We start from the raw sequence: 17,696 nt of genomic DNA, 5'->3' as shown, positions 1-17,696 counted from the left end.
TCCTCTTTTGATAAACTGATTTTCTTAATCAAAAAATGTAACCGTTTCACCGTTGCTGGCGTGCACCTTGACTTCAACATCTTCAATGTTGTCAGCGAGAAGCAGTTCGCCATAGCCAGCTTGATTGTATAACGTACGGCTTTTTTTATCGTTGGGGCGTCGGTGGCGTATGCGCATACGGCGTCGTTGAGTAAACCAGTTGAGTGGCGAACGCGATCCGTAAAATAAACGGTTGAGCCGGTCGAGCCAGCTCAACAAGGTCCCAGGGAAGGCGTTCTTAAAGCCACTGGCAGTTGCCTGAAGAATGCGAGGGCTGTTTTTACGAAAGCGAAGAGTGATGTCGTAAGCAAAGGAGTAGTGCACATCGCCAGAGAGAATAATAAAATTGGGGGGTGTTTTCGCATGCAGAAAAATGTTCAGCATGACATTCGCCGCACCGGGGTGAGCCATCCAGTTTTCGGCATCAACCAATAAAGGTTTGCCGAAGAAGGTAAACATTCGTTGGATAACTTCAATCAGCTTGACCCCGAATACGGGCGCCGGTGAAACCATGATGACCGATTCTTCACCGATCAGTTCCTGTTGTAATTCGCTGAGGCTTTCCCAGTCCATCAATCCTGAAGGTTTTCCGGGGCTGCTTTCTGAGCGCCAGCGATGGGTGCGCGTGTCCAGCACAATCACTTTCGGTTTTGTGTCGATACAGTAATGCCAGTGTTCCCAATCCAGAACAGTATCAATAAGCGCCTCATGCTCAGCGATGCCGTCTGCTTGGAAGCAATGCCGAGTGCGGTCACGCAATGGTTGAAGCGTTTCCGGTTGATTGCCCCAGCCCTGGCACAGCCAGTAGGCGATCAGTGTGTTACCGATAATGCGCCGTGAGAGAGGATTGTTATAGGCCGCTTCTTCCCAGCCACGCGTCAAATTCCAGTCATCAGTCACGTCATGATCATCAAAAATCATATAGCAGGGCAGACTGGCCAATACGCGTTGAACTTTGGGTAGTTCACGAATAAACCCATCCAAGGTCTGTTTTTCCCGGTCGTATCGTTCGAGATACTCCTCCGGAATTCGGTTGCGAGCTTCTTGCCAGTCAATGACTTTCCATAAACCCGGTGACCAGCACAGCAAATACATGGCGATGCTTTCGGCCAGGGTGATCAAATGATTGTGGGCACCTGCTGACGTGAATATTGGTTTGCGTGCGCCCCGGAAAAAGCTGTCGCTAACTTCTTGATTGCTTTTATCCTGAGGTAAGAGCTTTTCCCGTTGGTAATAACAATAAGGGTGATTCAGGAGTGCGTCCTGACTGTTTGCCATTGCGCCTTCCCAGCGCTCGCAAAATAAACCAAAATGTTCAATAACCTGGTGGATCGCGGCCAGGGTTGGGCCAGCAACATCATCGGCGTAAATTTGATCCCCACTCATCATGAGCAAAGCCGGACGCTCTTCGCTGTCGCTCATCTGGGCAAGGCGATCATCCATGCTGGCGATAGCATCACGTTGAGGGTGGTGGGGCTTGCGACAGGAGCCGTGCCAAATTCTGTCGATCTCGGCTTTACGTCGAAAGCGCGTACCTCTGTCGCCTGGATAGGATAAAGGCGCGTCGCAGGCTTCGTGCAGATCGCTCAGGCAATAAAAATAATCGTGCTCACTGTTAAGCTCTACCGCAACCTGCAATAAATGGATAAAACAATGTTGGCCCAGCTGGATGCTGTCGCAGATGTTGTCGTCTATGTCAAAACGCTGCTCTTGTTCGTACTCGTCGCTTATCAGGAGTTGCCCCTGCAAAGGTTTGCGGGTAGCCAGCCATAAGGTAAATGTGTGTTGATCAATATGACGCAGAATGGGCCCCGCTAATACATCGGGCAGCTCACGCGGTGTTGGCATCACTTATCCTTTGTTCGTCAGTAATTGCTGTAAAATCTGGCAGTCTTCATTCACCTGATCCGCATAGGCTTTGGCGGCTTTGACAATATGGTGTTCCTGCCCAATGAGATATTGCCGCACAGATTGTTCAAATTGTTGCGAACGTCTGTCGCCTCGGCTGTGGGCAAGGGCCAGGGCGGTGCCGCAAGCCTCAGCGTACTCTTTGAATCCACCTTTGGTGGCTTTTTTCCCGAGAGCAATATCTTCCGGGTCGAAACCCAGTCGGGCGTGGTGCCTTGAGCGGATGAGCCAATGACCGTCTCGCCACTCGGTTTCATCCAGTACCATATCGGGTGAGCGCTGCATGCGCCGTTGGCACATGACGGTTAAGTGGGCCGGGTTCAGACGATTGTTAGGGCTCAGTTCCGGAAAATAATAAATAGGTGCCGCCTCTCGCTGATGTTTAACTTCGACCAGGTGGCACAATTCCAGCTCATGTTTACCGGCGTCTTTGGGGCCGACGAGCAGATAGTAGCGGTCCATGTTTACTGAGCCGGTTCCGGCATTGAGACGTTTGACAATATCCAGAATGCAATCATCAACAAAAGGGGATAGATCGAAATGAAGGGTGCTGAATTCATCTTCATGGAGTCGTTCAAAACGTTCTGCTCGGCGGGCGAATGTTAAGGGGTAGGAGTCCAAGTCAACGGATTTGGCAATGGCGCTTTTACGGTAGAAATCTTCACCGCCCGCGGCCCGTCGTCTGGCTTTGTTAAAGCTTTTAAACAAGAAGTGCTGTTCGGGAAATTGATCGAGTCCACTTTGGTAGCCTGCTTTCTCCTGACTGTTGCAGGCCTTGCCATAAGCGCTCACAAAGGCGAAGGCGGCGTCTTCAGCCCCACTTTGGTCGACGTAAGCTTTGCCTTGGCCTGCGTCGCTCGCTATGTCTCCCCGACTGATGGCCTGGCAATGTGCGGCGCATAGGAACAAGCTGCAGCAGAAACGCAATAGGTCCCAGCTGGCATGGCCGATGCAGGCATCATCAAAATCATTGGGGCTGAAGATGATGTCACTACTGTGGGACCCTTCTTCACTCAGAAAGCCAAAGTTGGAGCTGTGGCAATCGCCCATAATCGTGGTCAGGGGTAATGATTGCAGGGGTTTTGGTACCTGCAGCAAACCAGAAGCGAGATCTTGATAAAACAGGGACGCTGAACCTCGGAAGAAGATAAAAGGGCTCGAGCTCATTTTGTAATGTTTAGGAATGCCCAGTTGCTGGTCTATGCGTTCCAAACACTCTTGAATTTCGGCGGGTCTCGCTGACATGATGGCTCCATCTACTGCATTTGTATTGCTTAGACGAGTGTATCAGCCATTGAGTGACGGCAGTATGCTGGGGATTTACTGAAGAACAGACATAAAAAAACCGCTAGGCCATTGGGGCTTAGCGGTCTAAAAAAATCTCTAAATAATAGAGAAGAAGCGATGATGAAACTGACTGCTTAAGTAAGCCTCGCAAGCTTACTTAGTTAAATCCTGTACGGCGATGAAAGCCAACAGGGCTAGATAAATACCGAATGCTGCTTGCAACATGTGTCTAATCTCCTGCTAAGTTAGGGTTGGTGGCGAGTAATTCGCCGTGTTCTTTAAGATGTGTGTAGTCTAGTTATTGAGCTGATATGTTTCCAATGGTTTAGATTACTAGCTATAATGAATTCAATTCATAACTAATAAAAACGATGTAAATACACCATGGATACACGTCAGTTGGCCAGAATGGACTTAAACCTTCTGGTTGCCTTTCAGGTTCTGCTGGAAGAAAAGCACGTTTCGCGGGCAGCCGATCGCCTGTTCATTACCCAGTCCGCCATGAGTAAAACACTCGGGCGGCTGCGTGAGTTATTTGATGATCCCCTATTTACCCGCAGCTCCCACGGTATGGTGCCGACGCCCAGGGCTCTGGAACTGCAATCCCAGATACAGGGGGTCTTAGCCCAGGTACAGTCGATCACTGCGGGCCAGCAGTTTGACCCGAAGACCTTCGAGGGTGAAATCTCTATTGCGGTATCGGAGTATGTGGGAGTTGTTTTGCTGCCAGCCTTGATGCAGCTTCTGCAGAAAGAGGCTCCTTTGCTGCGAGTAACGACCCTGTCCCGCGTTGAGAGGCAGTTGGATGAGTTGACGGAGGGGAGCCTGGATTTCGCCATCCACGTTCGTCGCAGCCATTATCGACCGGAGTTCAATCTGCAAAACCTGGGTTCGACCAAGCCTGTTTTGTTGGTGCGCAAGGGGCATCCGTTGCGTCGCCAGCGCAAGCCTGACTGGGATTCGATTATTCAATTTCCTCGAGTGGCTCTGTATATGCCCAATGTTGAAGAGATGGAGCTGATAGACCAAGTTGGTGAAGTTTTTTATCAGTTGGAACACGATGTGCGAGAGGTCTTTGAGACCTCTCATCTATATACGGCAATGGAGGTAGTGCGGCGTACGGATTGCATCATGATGGGGCCTCCCTTTCTGACAGACTTTGCGCAGTTTGGTGGTGGTCTAATGAGCTTGCCGTTACCGACACATCAGGAAATTCAGATCAATTATGTGCTGGTTGCTCATAAGCGCACGGAGAATTCCCCCCTGCACAACTGGCTTGCTGAAAAGATTGTCGGCCTGTCGCAGCTTTTCAATGTTGAACTAGAAGAAGATGACAACCCATATTCAGCTTTCGGTCGAACAGGACAACGAGGGCGCTGGACGCGTTCCTGATAATTATGAATAGGATTCTGGATGAATTAAAAGCGGCAAATGCCGAGTTGATGTGGCAGTGCGACAGTTGCTTTGGGGATCTTCAGGTGCTGCAAAGCGATCGCTACCGTTATTTGCAGGTGGACGGCCATGTGCAGAGCGTAATGGATTTAAGGGAGCGCCATCGAGCTTGCTTGCCCCATGCGCAATGGTTGAATGTGGCTTTGTTATCTCGCCCAAACACGGTATTAATGGCCGGACTTGGCGGTGGAGATTTAATTCGACAGTTTCGTGGGGCTGGTCTGGCCAGCCATTTCAGCTGCTGTGAACTCTGCCCGGATATCCTTCATGCCTACCATGAATACTTTGTGCCTGAATCTGGTGAGCTTGGGCTTGAGATCTTGCAAGAAGATATCAATGATTTTATTCCCCAATGTCAACGTCAGTTTGATTTAATTGTTTTGGATGTATTTTCCGGCTCCGATCAGCCCGACTGCCTGGGAGAGGAAGCTTTTTTTCAAAACTGTTTTGAATGTCTCGATGAACGTGGTGTGTTGGCATTGAATGTTTCGATTAATGAGCCTTCATCTCTATTGCAGTTAGCGTTGATATTGCGCCGTGTCTTCTCGAAAAAGCTCCTGATGATGCCTGTTGAGGGCTGTGATAATGTCGTGATGCTGGCGTTTAAAGGTAAGCCTTTGGCGGGTAGTAACGACGAATTTCTGCTGGCGATAGAGACGCTCAATAAAACCTTGCCCAGCGCGATACCGGTTCAGATTGAGCGGCTGGTCAACAGCAATGTGTGTGATGAATTTGGCGAGTTGGAACTTTGGCGCTTGCCCTGACAAGAATAAACGGTGAGTGGCGGTATGTATCAGAGAATTCAAGAGCAGCGAAGTGAGATGATCCATGGCAAGGGGCATTTTCATGAAGTACGCGCTAAACGAGATGCTGCAGACACCATTCATTTTTATCATGCCACGGGCTTCCCTTTTGGAAGTTATGCCGATTTATTCTCTCGTTTGGCGGAAGACAACACGATTTTCGGCTTGGCTCATCGTGGTTGTTGGGAAGATCAGGCAGAGCCGGAATCCAGTGTGGCCTGGCATAATTATGCGGATGATCTGATCGAATTTCTCGACAAGCAGAAGCGTGGTCCGGTTGTTGGCATGGGGCATTCAATTGGCGGTGTGACAACCATGTTTGCGGCCATCAAGCGCCCGGATCTGTTTTCCAAGATTGTGTTAATTGACCCGGTATTTGTCGCGCCTCCACTTTGGTACATGTCGCGCCTCGCTCATTTGATCAAGAAGCCAGTGCCTATGGCTGCGATAGCAAAACGACGTCCGAATCATTGGAGTACTCGCGAGGAGGCGGTGAACTTTCACCGTGGTAAGCGCGCTTTCTGTCGCTTTACCGACGTATCCATGGAGGCTTACGGGCATTTTGGAATTAAGGAAACGGATAAGGGGTTTGGTCTGCGTTTTAGTCGCGACTGGGAAGCCCACATCTACAGTTCGGTGCCGTATATCTGGCGACAGTTACCTAAACTGCAATTGCCGGTACTGGGTCTGCGAGGCGAGTATTCAGACGTTTTGATGGATAAATCCTGGCGCCGCTGGAAAAAACTCAGACCTCAGGATCAGCTAATCAGCTTGGCTGAATGCGGGCATATGCTCCCCCATGAACGACCTCTGGAATGTGCAGAACGTATTCGCGATTTTTTAAAATAAGAGGGTCGTTTTAACATTAAAAAATCCGCATAGAAACGCTAAACTAAGGTCATGAATCAGCCTCCTGAAAGCGTCGGTGATGTCGCCGGTATCCAACTTATTCGCAGCAAGCGCAAAAGCCTGGCGATTACCATTGAGCATGGCCAGGTGATTGTTCGTGCGCCTCTGCGTTTGGCTCGGGCTGAGATCCAGGCGTTTGTTCTTCAGAAGCAACGTTGGATTTTACGCAAGGTGAAAGAACAAACCGCGCAGCTCGCAGAAATCCCCAACCGCCGATATGTCGATGGTGAGTATTTCCCGTTGAGAGGGCGCTCCCTATGTCTGCGTGTGCATCAACGGCACAGCAGCACTCAGAGGATAGGCGATGAGCTTTATACGCCTGAAGCCAGCGTCGAGCACATTGCTGAGCGGGTTCAGGCCTGGTATCGCAAGGAAGCCAAACGGGTGCTGACAGACAAAGCTGAGCGCTTGGCTGCTGGTCTGAATCTGTCCATCAGTGAAGTGAAAATCAGAAAAAACAAGCGTCGCTGGGGGCATTGCACATCAACAGGTGTATTGCAATTCAATTGGTTGATTTTGCTGGCGTCGGAATCGGTGATTGATTATCTCGTTGCTCACGAAGTTTGCCATCTGCGTCATTTCAATCACGGTCCGCAGTTTTGGCGTTTGGTTGAGCAATGTGAGCCGGATTATGAAGACGCGCAGGAGTGGTTAAAACAGAACGGGCATTTGCTGGTTCTTTAGGTCTGCAATGGAAGGTTGTTGGCGGAATGGCTTGAGACAGGCAAGAGAGGTCGCGGTATCAGTACCGCGACCTCTTGTTTGGCTGGCGGCTTCTTACAGAGCGTCAACCTCATCGCGATTAATGGATTGGCTGTTGCTCATCCACTGGTCCAGAGACTGAATGTCTTCCGGTGACAAGGTGCCGGCGGCTTGCTTTAAACGCAGATTATTCAGAATGTAGGCGTAGCGTGAGTTATCGTAGTTACGCTGGGCGGCATACAAACGCTGCTGAGCCTGCAAGACATCAACAATATTTCGAGTACCGACTTCGTAACCAGCTTGAGTGGCTTCCTGGGCGCTCATATTTGAGGTCAGGGCCTGCTTCTGAGCTTTTACCTGGGCAACGTCGGTGACGACTTGCAAGTGCGCGGAGCGTGCTTGCTGAATGGTGTCGCGCAGGGACTTGTTGTACAGCTCCTGGGCTTGCATCCAATTCTGGTAGGCCTGTCGACGACGGGCAGAAGTGCCGCCACCTGAGTAAATCGGAACATCCAGAGTTACGGCGAAGGTTGTGCCATCGACGGTGCGGCTGTCAGAAGCGCTGGTGTTGCCTTGTGCTGTAATGTCAGTGTTGGTGTCATCATAGTGGGTATATGAAATTCGACCGTTTACTGTTGGCAAGTGACCAGCTTTGGCCGCTTTGGCTCCCTGTTTGGAAGACTCGGAGCTCGCTTTGGCAACTTTCAGTGCGTAGTTGTTTTTCAGGGCGAAGTCGACCCAGTCGGCACGGGCAGCCGGAGTTGGATTGACGACAGGGAAATCATCTTTCAGAGGTGAAATCGCATCGGCTTTCTTTCCGGTCAGAACTTCCAGGGCTTCGAACTGAATGCCGACGTTACCCTGAGCTTGCAAGGTGCTGGCGTTGGCGGAATCGTACGCGGCTTGAGCTTCATGCACATCGGTGATGGCCGCCAGACCCACTTCAAAGCGTTGCTTGGTTTGTTCCAGCTGATGTGACAATGCTTTTTGTTCGGCTTTGGCCGTGCTCAGGGTATCCAAGGCTTGCAGAACGTTTAAGTAGGCTTCAACAACACGAACAATCAGAGTTTGCTGCGCAGACGCAAATTGATATTCAGCTTGCTTGGATTGGGCTTTGCCTTGTTGGAAGTTGTACCAAGCGGCCATGTCGAACAGGGGTTGCGTCAGAGAGGCGGTATAAGCTTCGTTTTCGCGGTCGATTTCAGTCGTAGAGGCTGGGCCTCCGGTGAATAAGGCGCCAACTGAATCCTGCTCGGTGTTGGAATACTGCGCGCGTGCTGACACATTCGGCAGCAGGCCTGCACGTCCGATATTAACCGCTTCTTTGCCTGCCAGGAATGCGGCTTCATCTGCTTTAATCTGGTGGTCGTTTTGCAGTGCTTGCAGATACACTTCTTGCAGGCTGTCAGCGTAACTGGCGCTGGCAGCAACGAGGCCGCTAATGGCGACTATGAGGGTTTTTCTTAACATAGGTATTTTTCCCTGATAATAAAGCAAAGTGCCTGATGCACCGAGTTTGCATATTAGACGATGCTGCGGCAAAAAATAGCAGGCAGCTTCCAAAATTTAGCCGCTAATTTTAGCCAGTTCACCGCAAGTGGTCGACCAAGACGCCTTAAAGGATAGCAAACGTGCCGTAAATAATTGTTAATCGAGGTGTTCGTTTTGCGGGAGCTTGCGTTGTTGAGCTCGCCATTGCTGTGGACTGATCCCCTGCCAGCGTTTAAAACTGCGCGTAAAAGCACTCAGTTCGGAGTAACCCAATACGGCGGCCACATCGGTCAGGCGATAATGGGGTTCTGACAGATAATCGAGGCTGAGTTGGTGGCGCACGCCATCAATCATGTCCTGAAAATTGGTGTTTTCTTCCTGAAGGCGTCTTTGCAGCGTGCGCTTGCTGTAGCCGATGGCGTGGGCCACGCTTTCCAGTTTGCACTGGCAGCTCGGCAACATAATGCAGATAACGTGCTGAACTTGCTCAATCAGGCTGTCTTTGTGACGTCGTTCCAGGTACTGACGCAGCAGCTGAGGCAGGGCCCGAGCCGATTGGGCAATGGGTTGCTCAAGCTGGCTGGGTTCAAAGGACAAGCCAACAAAATCGTGATTAAAGCCCACTGGGCATTTGAAAAACCGGCTGTAAATGCTGGCGTGGTCGCAGCCGTCATGTTGCAAATAAGCCGCGCGCAATCGCAGCGGTTCGCCATATAAAATTTGCAGCAGGTTGTAGATCAGGGCCAGAGCGTGATCTTGCAGGGCCTGACTTTTGGCGATGGCTTCGTATTCACAATGGACAATAAACTGCGCAATTTCACCTTGCTGACGTAATTCAAGGCGAATCATCTGTACATTGAACTGCAAATGGTCAGCGAGCATCTGCAGGGCGACGCCGATGCTGTCACTTTCAGTGGCCATAATACCGATCGGGCCATACACGCCAACTGCCTGGCGGCTTGCCAGTTCAAGGCAGAAGCTTGGGCTCTTCAAGCGCTCCCGGGCCAAATCCAACAAGCGCACATGGCGATCGAATGGGTTGAGTGTCCCGCTTTGCAAGTGCAGAGTCTTGTTGTTTTCAGGTAGATCCAGCCCGGCTTCCTTATATAAAGCAACGGGGTCGCCGCCCAGCTCGCTAACATATTCGCTGAAGCCGTCTAGATACTCGCTGTTGATCAGGGGGACTGACATGGCCAAGCCGCTGTGGTGAAAAATTCAATTGTGTTTTTCTGGCGCTAAAAGTCAATACGCAAAGGCGAATTCTCTGCACATGGGGCTAAGATGCGGAAGCTCGATACATTCTCGATACAACAATAAACAGTGCACCGATCATGACGGTGCGCACATCATAAGGATTCGCTATGAACGCACTTGCTCTCTATATGTTGTTCAATCTTTTGTTGCTGGTGTTGAGTAAAGCTCCAGTCGCCATTGCTATGGCCAAGTTGGGTTATGACAACGCCTCTCCGCGGGATCAACAACGGGAACTGGCGGGTTGGGGAAAGCGTGCACTTGCGGCACACCACAACACCCTTGAGGCGATACCGATCTTCGGCTTGGCCCTGCTAACGGCCGCGTTTTTGGAGTTACCAGCGAGTCAGTTGCATCTTTGTGCGGGTGGCTTTGTGCTTGCACGCGTGCTGTATCAGCTGTGCTACCTCGCCGACTGGGCAACCTTGCGCAGCGTTGTCTGGATTGCCGGTTACGGTTTCTGTATCGCCTTGGTTGGGCTGTCTCTGTAAGCACAATCGGGGTAGTGGGCTGCGCTACCCCGTTTAACGATCGATTGCCTGTTTGTGAATTTACAACAGTGCGGTGGAGCGAAACAGGCGTTCCTCTCTAACAAAGCGAGACATCAAGTCTGACATCACCCCGCGCAACCAGAGGTGCGGTTGGCTGTTCATGCTTCGGCGGTGCTGAATGATGACGGTTTCCAGTGTTGGGTAGCCGAGCTCGAGGGGCATGGTTTTGCAGATGAATGCTGGGTCCTGAAGCTCCACTGGATTGTCAGCGATCACCATCAGGCAATCGGATTTACGGATAACATTCAAGGCCGCAGACAGTGATGGGGTTTCCAGGATGATTCGGCGTTGCCGCCCACTCTGATTCAAAATTTCGTCCACCACACCGATGTTGGCGTGGGTGATCTGTGCCACGTAGAGTCGCACATGAGGAAAATGAAGGTAATCCTCCAGGGTGATTTGTTCTTTCTCGGCCAGGGGGTGCTCGGCTCTCATCGCGCACACCACTTCACCAAAACCTACGCTGGTTTTGATCAGGTCTTCCGGCATGGAGCGATTGATGTGAATCACAAAGTCCAACTGGCCTGAGCCCAGTTGTTCAGTGAAATCCGTCGTCACTTCGGAAACGGTCAAACTGGTTTGTGGGGCTTGTTCCTGCAGAGTAATGCTCAGATCCGGAATAAGTTGCTCCAGAATGACGCCCGGGCCAGCGATATTAAAACGACCGCAATAAGAGGCGGGTGCAAAATCCGTTGGATGCACCAGATTGTTGATTTGATCCAGCAGTTCCGGCAAGCGTTGCTCTAATTGTTTGGCTCGGGGGGTGGGAATCAAACCATGAGATGAGCGAGTGAATAATGGATCATCCAGTTCCTCGCGCAGCTTCTGCAGTGTTTTGCTCATGGCGGGTTGTGACACATGCAGTCGCTTGGCGGCGTGGGTGACATTCCGCTCTTCCAGCAGAACACGTAGGGCGGTGAGTAGGTTCAGATCCGGTCTCATGGCGGTTAGTCCTGAATAGGCATTCCTTTTGGTTATGATATGCCAGGAAAAAATCGATTTCAATTATGTCTTGCATTTGTTTAGAGTGCATAAAGCGCATCTGCATGGATGGGCACGTTACTGTGCTCCTCCACAGTTGCTGATTATCTGAACGATAACGATAAAAGAGGCATAAAGACAATGCTTAAGTCCATACTGAGAGGGATGGCTGGAATGCTCGCCCTGGGTGCCAGCTGGACGGCTGTCGCTCAAGACCGCCCCAATATTCTGGTGATTTGGGGGGATGATATTGGAATCACCAACATTAGTGCCTACAGCCATGGCTTGATGGGGTATCAGACCCCGAATATTGACCGTATTGCTCGCGAAGGCATCATGTTCACCGACTACTACGGTGAGCAAAGTTGTACCGCAGGGCGTTCCGCCTTTATTACTGGCCAGAGCCCGATGCGTACCGGTTTATCCAAAGTTGGGGTGCCCGGTGCCGATAAGGGCATTCGCAAAGAAGACCCTACCTTGGCTTGGCTACTGAAAGACAAAGGTTATATGACAGCCCAGTTCGGTAAAAACCATCTGGGTGATCGTGATGAATTTTTGCCAACGAATCACGGCTTCGATGAATTCTTCGGTAACCTGTATCACCTGAATGCCGAAGAAGATCCGGAAGATCCGGATTACCCCAAGGCGCCCGGTTTCCGTAAGCGTTTTGGACCACGTGGTGTGGTCCACTCCTTTGCGGATGGCCGTGTTGAAGACACGGGTCCGTTAACACGCAAGCGCATGGAAACGGTTGATCAGGAGTTTGTCGATGCGGCGAAGGGTTTTGTGGACAAAGCGCATAAAGCGAAAAAGCCGTTCTTCGTCTGGGTCAACACCACAGGGATGCATTTCTATACTCACCCAGCGCCGGAAACCAAGGGCAAATCAGGTCAAGGTTTCTATAACGACGTCATGGTCGCCCACGATGAAAAAGTGGGTAGCCTGTTGGATCAGTTGGATCAGTTGGGCATTGCGGATAACACCATCGTATTGTATTCCACTGACAACGGTGTCCACTACAATACATGGCCGGATGCGGGCATTACGCCGTTCCGTTCCGAGAAGAATACCAACTGGGAGGGCGCTTACCGTGTGCCAGCTATGGTTCGCTGGCCGGGCAAGATCAAGCCCGGAGTGTCCAATGAAATTGTGTCCCACCTCGATTGGTTTCCGACGTTGATGGCTACGGTTGGCGAAGGGGATATCGGTAAACAATTGCTGAAAGGGAAAACCGTGAATGGGCGTAATTATAACGTTCATCTCGACGGCTATAATCTTTTGCCATACCTGACCGGGAATGCGGAAAAATCGCCACGTAATCACTTTATTTATCTGTCAGACACTTCGGATATTGTGGGGTTGCGCCGTGAGGATTGGAAGGTTGTTTATGCGGAACAGCGTGCAAAACGATTTGATGTCTGGCGTGATCAGTTCGAGTTTTTACGCATTCCCAAACTGTTTAATCTGCGTCGCGACCCTTACGAGCGAGCTGACGAACATTCCAATGCTTATAATGAATGGTGGGCGCGTAAGCTTGGGCCTCAGTCTGCGATGGCTGCTACGGTATTGGTGCCGTTTTTGCGCTCCTTTAAAAAGTTTCCGCCTCGTCAAAAACCCGATACGTTCACGATTGATACCATCGTAGAAGACGCCAAAATCTGGGACAACGTGCAATACAAATAAATGCAAATGGCGCTCTGTTGATCACAGCGCCGTTTAATCGAACGCCTTTGTTTGGCACTGTTGTGCAATTGCCCAGCCTCGCGCTGGGTTTTTTGTTATGCTGTAAAGGCCAATGCAATAATAAATAACAGGTTTTATCATGGATGCTTTGCATCAGGAATTTTCTGATTTACGCAGCAGTTTGCATGAGCATTTGGTCGGCCAGGAAGCCTTATTGGATTCCTTGTTGCTGGCTTTGTTGTGCAATGGTCATATTCTTTTGGAAGGCTATCCCGGTACCGCCAAGACTCGTCTGGTAAAACTGTTAGGTCAGAGTATTGAAGGTAGCATGGGGCGCGTTCAGTTTACGCCTGATTTGTTGCCGGCCGACGTGAGTGGTGCGGAAGTTTTACATCAGGAAGCTGAGGGGCAGCGCTTAAGTTTTCAGGAAGGCCCTATATTCAATAATTTGGTGTTGGCGGATGAAATCAATCGTGCTCCGGCGAAGGTGCAGTCGGCTTTATTGGAAGCTATGGAAGAGCGCCAGGTAACCGTTGCGGGAAAAAGTTACTCACTGCCGGATGTGTTTTTAGTTGTGGCTACCCAAAACCCCATTGAGCAAGAAGGAACCTACCCCTTACCGGAAGCTCAGCTGGATCGGTTTTTATTAAAAACTCGTATCGGCTACCCGAATGCGGATGAAGAGCTGAATATTATTCGCATGGTTCGCGCTGAAGAGAGTTCGATTCCTGCGCTTAGTAAGACGATGAGTCAGGAAAGTTTGCTTGCTGCACGAAAAGCATTTCAGGGTGTGCACATTGCACCCGCCATAGAGCAATACATCGTCAATCTGGTTGTGGCGACGCGCCATGCTGACTTGTACCCTCACAGCCAGTTGGCCAACTACCTGCAATTGGGCGTTAGCCCACGAGCGAGTATCGCTTTGGATAAGTGTTCTCGAGCGAAAGCCTGGATGGCTGGGCGAGATCATGTTCTGCCAGAAGATGTGGCCGCGGTTTTGCCCGAGGTTTTTGCTCACCGCATTCATTTGAATTACCGAGCGCAGGCCGATTCCTATACGACGCTTGAGGTGTGTAAGGAGTTGCTGGAGCAGGTTCTCGTCTGATGTTTTCCTGGGGCCGTTCCACGCCAGAGGCTGCACGCTTGGTCGACGCGGGCATACAGCTGGATATGGACACGCTGCTTAAGCAGGCTGAGCTGTCGGAGGCATTGTTGTCGTTGCTGTCACAGGGGTTGCTGGGGCCGTTGCAGGGGCATAGGAGTGGCCCTCAAAAGGGCAGCGGCCTGGATTTTTCAGAGCTTGCTCATTATCAGCCGGGTGACGACGTGCGTCATCTGGATTGGAAATTAAGTAGCCGAAAACAAAGCCCGTATGTTCGCCATTTTCAGGAAGAAAAAGAACAGTGTTTTGATATTGTTGTCGACCAGCGTATCGATATGCTGTTTGGTTCCCAAGGTGAAAGCAAAGCTGTTGTGGCGGCGCGCTTGGCTGCACAAATAGGATGGCGGGCCATTCAGCAAGGTGATCCTTGCGCTTGTTCGGTCGTGTCGGTATCTGGAGTGTATCGAGGCACCAGTAGCCGCCGTTTAAATCACTGGTTTGATAGTTTGGCCGTGTTGCTCGAGAAAAATCAGCAGCTCCAGGTGTCTGCCGAACCGCAAGCTGAGAGCTTTTGTCAATGTTTGGAGGAAATGGTGCAGTCCCGCTACCGAGGGCACCACGTTTACCTCATCGGTGATTTTTCTGGTTTGGAATATCCGGAACTGCGTAACGAATGCTTGCAACTCTTGTCGGCACTGGCGAGACATAATAGCGTTCGTCTGCTCTTTGTGTTTGATGAGCTGGAATATCGATTTCCGAGCTTGGGCTTTCTGCCTATTTCCGATGGTGTTCATCATGCCGAGATGAACAGTTCGGCCCCCGATCTGGCGCCTGCGTTAAAAGAAGCCTTTGACCAACGCTTGAAGCCTCTGCAACAGTTGGCAATGGATGAGCCGAATATTCAACTCCTGGCCTTTGATGGTTTCATGCGGCACCGTGAGGACTTGTTATGAAGGCCTCTGAGATTGAAGGCGGTGACGTTGAACACGATATTGAAGCACCCTTTGTTGATGTTGTTCTTCCTCCCTCGGAGGCGGCCAAGCCGGATTATTGGTTTCAAGGTTTCGGTAATGATTGGCTAGAGCATTTCTACGAGCTGGATTCCATCGCGACAAAATTACCTGAAGGTTGGGCCATGTACATGCCCAGTCAGTGGGGTGTTGTGATACTGGTCTCATTAGCGGCAATGCTGGTTATGAGGTTTGGGGTTCTGCGAGTTTTGCAGCGAAGGCTGGATGCCTATCGCAGGGAAGCATTTTCAATACTCAAGAAAATATCCAATGATGTGACTCAAGGAAAAGTAGAGGCAGCGCGTGAGTTGCCAGATTTGATCAAGCGCAGCCTGCTGGTGTTCACTGAACGTTCCTTTCTGTCGGGGATCGCACTCGATGAGCAATTAGACTATATGAATCGCCTGTTGCCATCTGGTGCCCAAGTGGATGAGTTGTTGTTGGATACACAGGACTGCGTATTGCTGGAAAAATTGAGTTATCACGCCGATATCGATCGTATCGATTCAGCGCAGATTGCTATGTTGATATGCCGATTAGAGCATTGGCTGCAATGGCACGATCCGGGGAATGCTCATGTTGTTGTTTGAGAACCTCTGGGTGTTTTGTTTGCTTCCCATTCCCTGGCTGGTTCGAAAACTTGCGCCTGCCTATGGCAGTGAACGACGTTCCCTGAAGGTCCCTTTTTTCAATGCTTTGCTTAAACAACAGGGTGAGCTATTGAATACTCAGGCGGTTCAGCGTCGTCGGAAAATTCAGACCGCTCTTCTATTAAGTGTTTGGTGTTTGTTGCTGCTGGCTTTGGCAAAACCGGTTTGGCTGGCAGATCCGCTTGAAATTCGAGAGCCCGCTCGGGATTTATTGGTCGCGGTAGATTTGTCCGGCTCTATGGCTGAGCAGGATTTTGCGCCACCCGGGCAAGCTCCAGTGTCTCGGTTGCGTGGTGCTAAACAAGTCTTGGCTGATTTTGTGCAAGCAAGGGATGGGGATCGTTTTGGTCTGATGGTCTATGGCGATGCCCCTTATTTGCAGTTGCCGTTTAGCGAAGACAAGTCACTCTTTGTGCAGCTGTTGGAAGAAAGCCGTGTGCGTATGGCTGGCCCGAAAACCATGTTAGGTGATGCCATTGGCTTTGCTTATAAGCATTTTCAACAGGATGACTTTAGTCGTTCGGAAAATTCCAGATCGCGCAACAAAGTCATGCTACTGTTGAGTGATGGAAACGATTCCGGCAGTCGCGTGCCACCCAAAGAAGCCGCCCGCCTGGCGGTTTCTTTGGGAATTAAAATATACCCGGTCCTGTTGGGAAAGCTGGATGCAGTGGCGGATCAGGCGGTTGATGAACAGCAACTCAAAGCGTTGGCGGACATCACCGGGGGGCGTTATTTTCATGCTCAGGACCGCATCGCTTTAGCTGAAGTGTCCAAAATGTTGGATCGACTCGAGCCCAGTCGCTTTGCGGTACATTATTATCAACCCAGTAGAAATTTATTTTTTTGGCCGGTGCTGCTGTCATTATTATTGATTTACAGCGTGCATTTTTATCTTGCTGCTGAGGCCATAAGGCAAAAGAGGGTCACGCTGAGCGAGCCATCACATGAGGTGGGTAATGCCTGAGCTCTCCCTGTATTGGCAGGACTTTCACTTTTTGCGCCCATGGGTATTGTTGTTTATTGCTCCTGTATTACTGCTCTATGGTTTGGCTCGTTGGCAGGCTCAGCAGGACAGTTTGTGGGGGCGGGCGATTAAGGTTGAATATCTCGAATTGTTAGGGGTCGGCAGTCCTGCTCGGGCCTGGCTTAATCCTGCCCGGTTATTGCTCATCAGCTGCACCTTGGCAGTGTTGGCTGCCGCGGGGCCAAGCTGGAAAATGAAAGCGAACCCACTGCAGCAAAAGCAGCAAGCTATTTTTCTGGTGTTGCAATTGAATGCGAGCATGCAGGACGATGGTGAAGAGCAATTGTTGCGAGCAAAATTAAAAATAAGACGGCTGATGGCCGCGCATAAATCCACGCCTATGAGCTTGCTGGTATTTTCTGGCAGTGCACATACAGTGCTGCCTTTAAGTTTGGATCAACAAGCCATTCATTTGTATCTGTCAGACTTGAGTGCAGGCATCATGCCGGAAGAAGGATTTCGTCCCGATCGGGCATTGCAGGCCCTTGACGCACAGATTGACCCTGAACACTTCTCACAGAGCAGTGTGATTGTCATAGGGAATGACGAAATGATGAGTCATGTGGTTCCCTCAGAGTTTTGGGGACAGGGGATTCTTAAAATTCATTGGTCAACCAAAGCGCATGAGTTGGACGAGTTTTATCGTCAACAGGGGTTCCAGCAATTGCTAATGGATCACACGTCGGACGATGTTGATCACATTGCTTGGTTGCTGAAGCGACAACAGTCTCGTCAGTCCCAGGGGGAGGAAGACAATTGGCAGGATGCCGGTTACGTGCTGTTGTGGCCATTGTTGCTTTTGGCCTTGCTGTGGTTTCGTCGCGGCATGGTGTTGAGCTGGGTATAGAGT

Annotated in this window: 16 protein-coding genes; 11 read left to right on the top strand and 5 right to left on the bottom strand. The window is 50.6% G+C overall.

Going from position 1 to position 17,696, the window contains the following annotated elements:
- Window positions 1-24: 24 nt before the first annotated feature.
- A complete protein-coding gene (locus tag ABWW03_RS01705; protein ID WP_353405968.1) occupies window positions 25-1,887 on the bottom strand; it encodes an alkaline phosphatase D family protein in 1,863 nt (620 codons plus the stop codon).
- Between the two features lie 3 nt (window positions 1,888-1,890).
- Window positions 1,891-3,192 carry a DUF2252 family protein gene (locus ABWW03_RS01700; protein ID WP_353405967.1) on the bottom strand — a complete coding sequence of 434 codons (1,302 nt, stop codon included), beginning with the start codon at window positions 3,190-3,192 and terminating at the stop codon, window positions 1,891-1,893.
- A gap of 426 nt (window positions 3,193-3,618) precedes the next feature.
- On the opposite strand from ABWW03_RS01700, the gene ABWW03_RS01695 reads away from it, so the two are divergent.
- From ABWW03_RS01695 to ABWW03_RS01680, 4 genes are read left to right on the top strand one after another with little or no spacing between them, the layout of a single operon-like run.
- A complete protein-coding gene (locus ABWW03_RS01695; protein WP_353405965.1) occupies window positions 3,619-4,626 on the top strand; it encodes a LysR family transcriptional regulator in 1,008 nt (335 codons plus the stop codon).
- A gap of 5 nt (window positions 4,627-4,631) precedes the next feature.
- On the top strand, window positions 4,632-5,450 hold the full coding sequence (locus ABWW03_RS01690) for a spermidine synthase (RefSeq protein ID WP_353405964.1): 819 nt from the start codon (window positions 4,632-4,634) through the stop codon (window positions 5,448-5,450).
- A gap of 24 nt (window positions 5,451-5,474) precedes the next feature.
- Window positions 5,475-6,338: an alpha/beta fold hydrolase gene (locus ABWW03_RS01685; RefSeq protein ID WP_353405963.1), complete on the top strand. Its 864-nt coding sequence runs from the start codon at window positions 5,475-5,477 to the stop codon at window positions 6,336-6,338.
- Window positions 6,339-6,389: 51 nt separating this feature from the next.
- Window positions 6,390-7,082 (top strand): M48 family metallopeptidase, encoded by a 693-nt coding sequence (locus ABWW03_RS01680; protein WP_353405962.1) that lies wholly within the window; start codon window positions 6,390-6,392, stop codon window positions 7,080-7,082.
- A gap of 93 nt (window positions 7,083-7,175) precedes the next feature.
- On the opposite strand, the gene ABWW03_RS01675 is transcribed toward ABWW03_RS01680, so the two are convergent.
- Window positions 7,176-8,570 (bottom strand): TolC family outer membrane protein, encoded by a 1,395-nt coding sequence (locus tag ABWW03_RS01675; protein ID WP_353405961.1) that lies wholly within the window; start codon window positions 8,568-8,570, stop codon window positions 7,176-7,178.
- 177 nt (window positions 8,571-8,747) lie between these two features.
- Window positions 8,748-9,782, bottom strand: a complete 1,035-nt coding sequence (locus ABWW03_RS01670) for an AraC family transcriptional regulator (protein ID WP_353405959.1) — start codon at window positions 9,780-9,782, stop codon at window positions 8,748-8,750.
- Between the two features lie 170 nt (window positions 9,783-9,952).
- Here ABWW03_RS01670 and ABWW03_RS01665 point away from each other — a divergent pair, with 170 nt between their 5' ends.
- Entirely contained in the window at window positions 9,953-10,333 is a 381-nt protein-coding gene (locus ABWW03_RS01665) for an MAPEG family protein (RefSeq protein WP_353405957.1), read from the top strand.
- A gap of 60 nt (window positions 10,334-10,393) precedes the next feature.
- On the opposite strand, the gene ABWW03_RS01660 is transcribed toward ABWW03_RS01665, so the two are convergent.
- Window positions 10,394-11,335, bottom strand: coding sequence for a LysR family transcriptional regulator (locus ABWW03_RS01660; RefSeq protein ID WP_353405955.1), 942 nt, complete (start codon window positions 11,333-11,335; stop codon window positions 10,394-10,396).
- A gap of 180 nt (window positions 11,336-11,515) precedes the next feature.
- Between ABWW03_RS01660 and ABWW03_RS01655 the strand changes: the two genes are divergently transcribed.
- From ABWW03_RS01655 to ABWW03_RS01630, 6 genes are all read left to right on the top strand, one after another.
- Window positions 11,516-13,057 (top strand): arylsulfatase, encoded by a 1,542-nt coding sequence (locus tag ABWW03_RS01655; protein WP_353405953.1) that lies wholly within the window; start codon window positions 11,516-11,518, stop codon window positions 13,055-13,057.
- A 139-nt stretch (window positions 13,058-13,196) separates the two neighbouring features.
- On the top strand, window positions 13,197-14,162 hold the full coding sequence (locus ABWW03_RS01650; protein WP_353405952.1) for an AAA family ATPase: 966 nt from the start codon (window positions 13,197-13,199) through the stop codon (window positions 14,160-14,162).
- A complete protein-coding gene (locus tag ABWW03_RS01645; protein WP_353405951.1) occupies window positions 14,162-15,112 on the top strand; it encodes a DUF58 domain-containing protein in 951 nt (316 codons plus the stop codon). Before ABWW03_RS01650 ends, ABWW03_RS01645 begins: the two co-directional genes overlap by 1 nt.
- Entirely contained in the window at window positions 15,109-15,759 is a 651-nt protein-coding gene (locus ABWW03_RS01640) for a DUF4381 family protein (protein WP_353405950.1), read from the top strand. The genes ABWW03_RS01645 and ABWW03_RS01640 overlap by 4 nt, the downstream gene beginning before the upstream one ends.
- Window positions 15,746-16,786 carry a VWA domain-containing protein gene (locus ABWW03_RS01635; RefSeq protein WP_353405949.1) on the top strand — a complete coding sequence of 347 codons (1,041 nt, stop codon included), beginning with the start codon at window positions 15,746-15,748 and terminating at the stop codon, window positions 16,784-16,786. The genes ABWW03_RS01640 and ABWW03_RS01635 overlap by 14 nt, the downstream gene beginning before the upstream one ends.
- On the top strand, window positions 16,779-17,693 hold the full coding sequence (locus ABWW03_RS01630) for a hypothetical protein (RefSeq protein WP_353405948.1): 915 nt from the start codon (window positions 16,779-16,781) through the stop codon (window positions 17,691-17,693). Before ABWW03_RS01635 ends, ABWW03_RS01630 begins: the two co-directional genes overlap by 8 nt.
- Window positions 17,694-17,696: the final 3 nt, after the last annotated feature.

Origin of the sequence: Pseudoteredinibacter isoporae (genome assembly GCF_040372805.1) — a bacterium.
Classification (GTDB): Bacteria; Pseudomonadota; Gammaproteobacteria; order Pseudomonadales; family Cellvibrionaceae; genus Pseudoteredinibacter; species Pseudoteredinibacter isoporae_A.
Note: the sequence above shows the minus strand (reverse complement) of the source record. Positions and strands in the feature narration are given on the sequence as shown.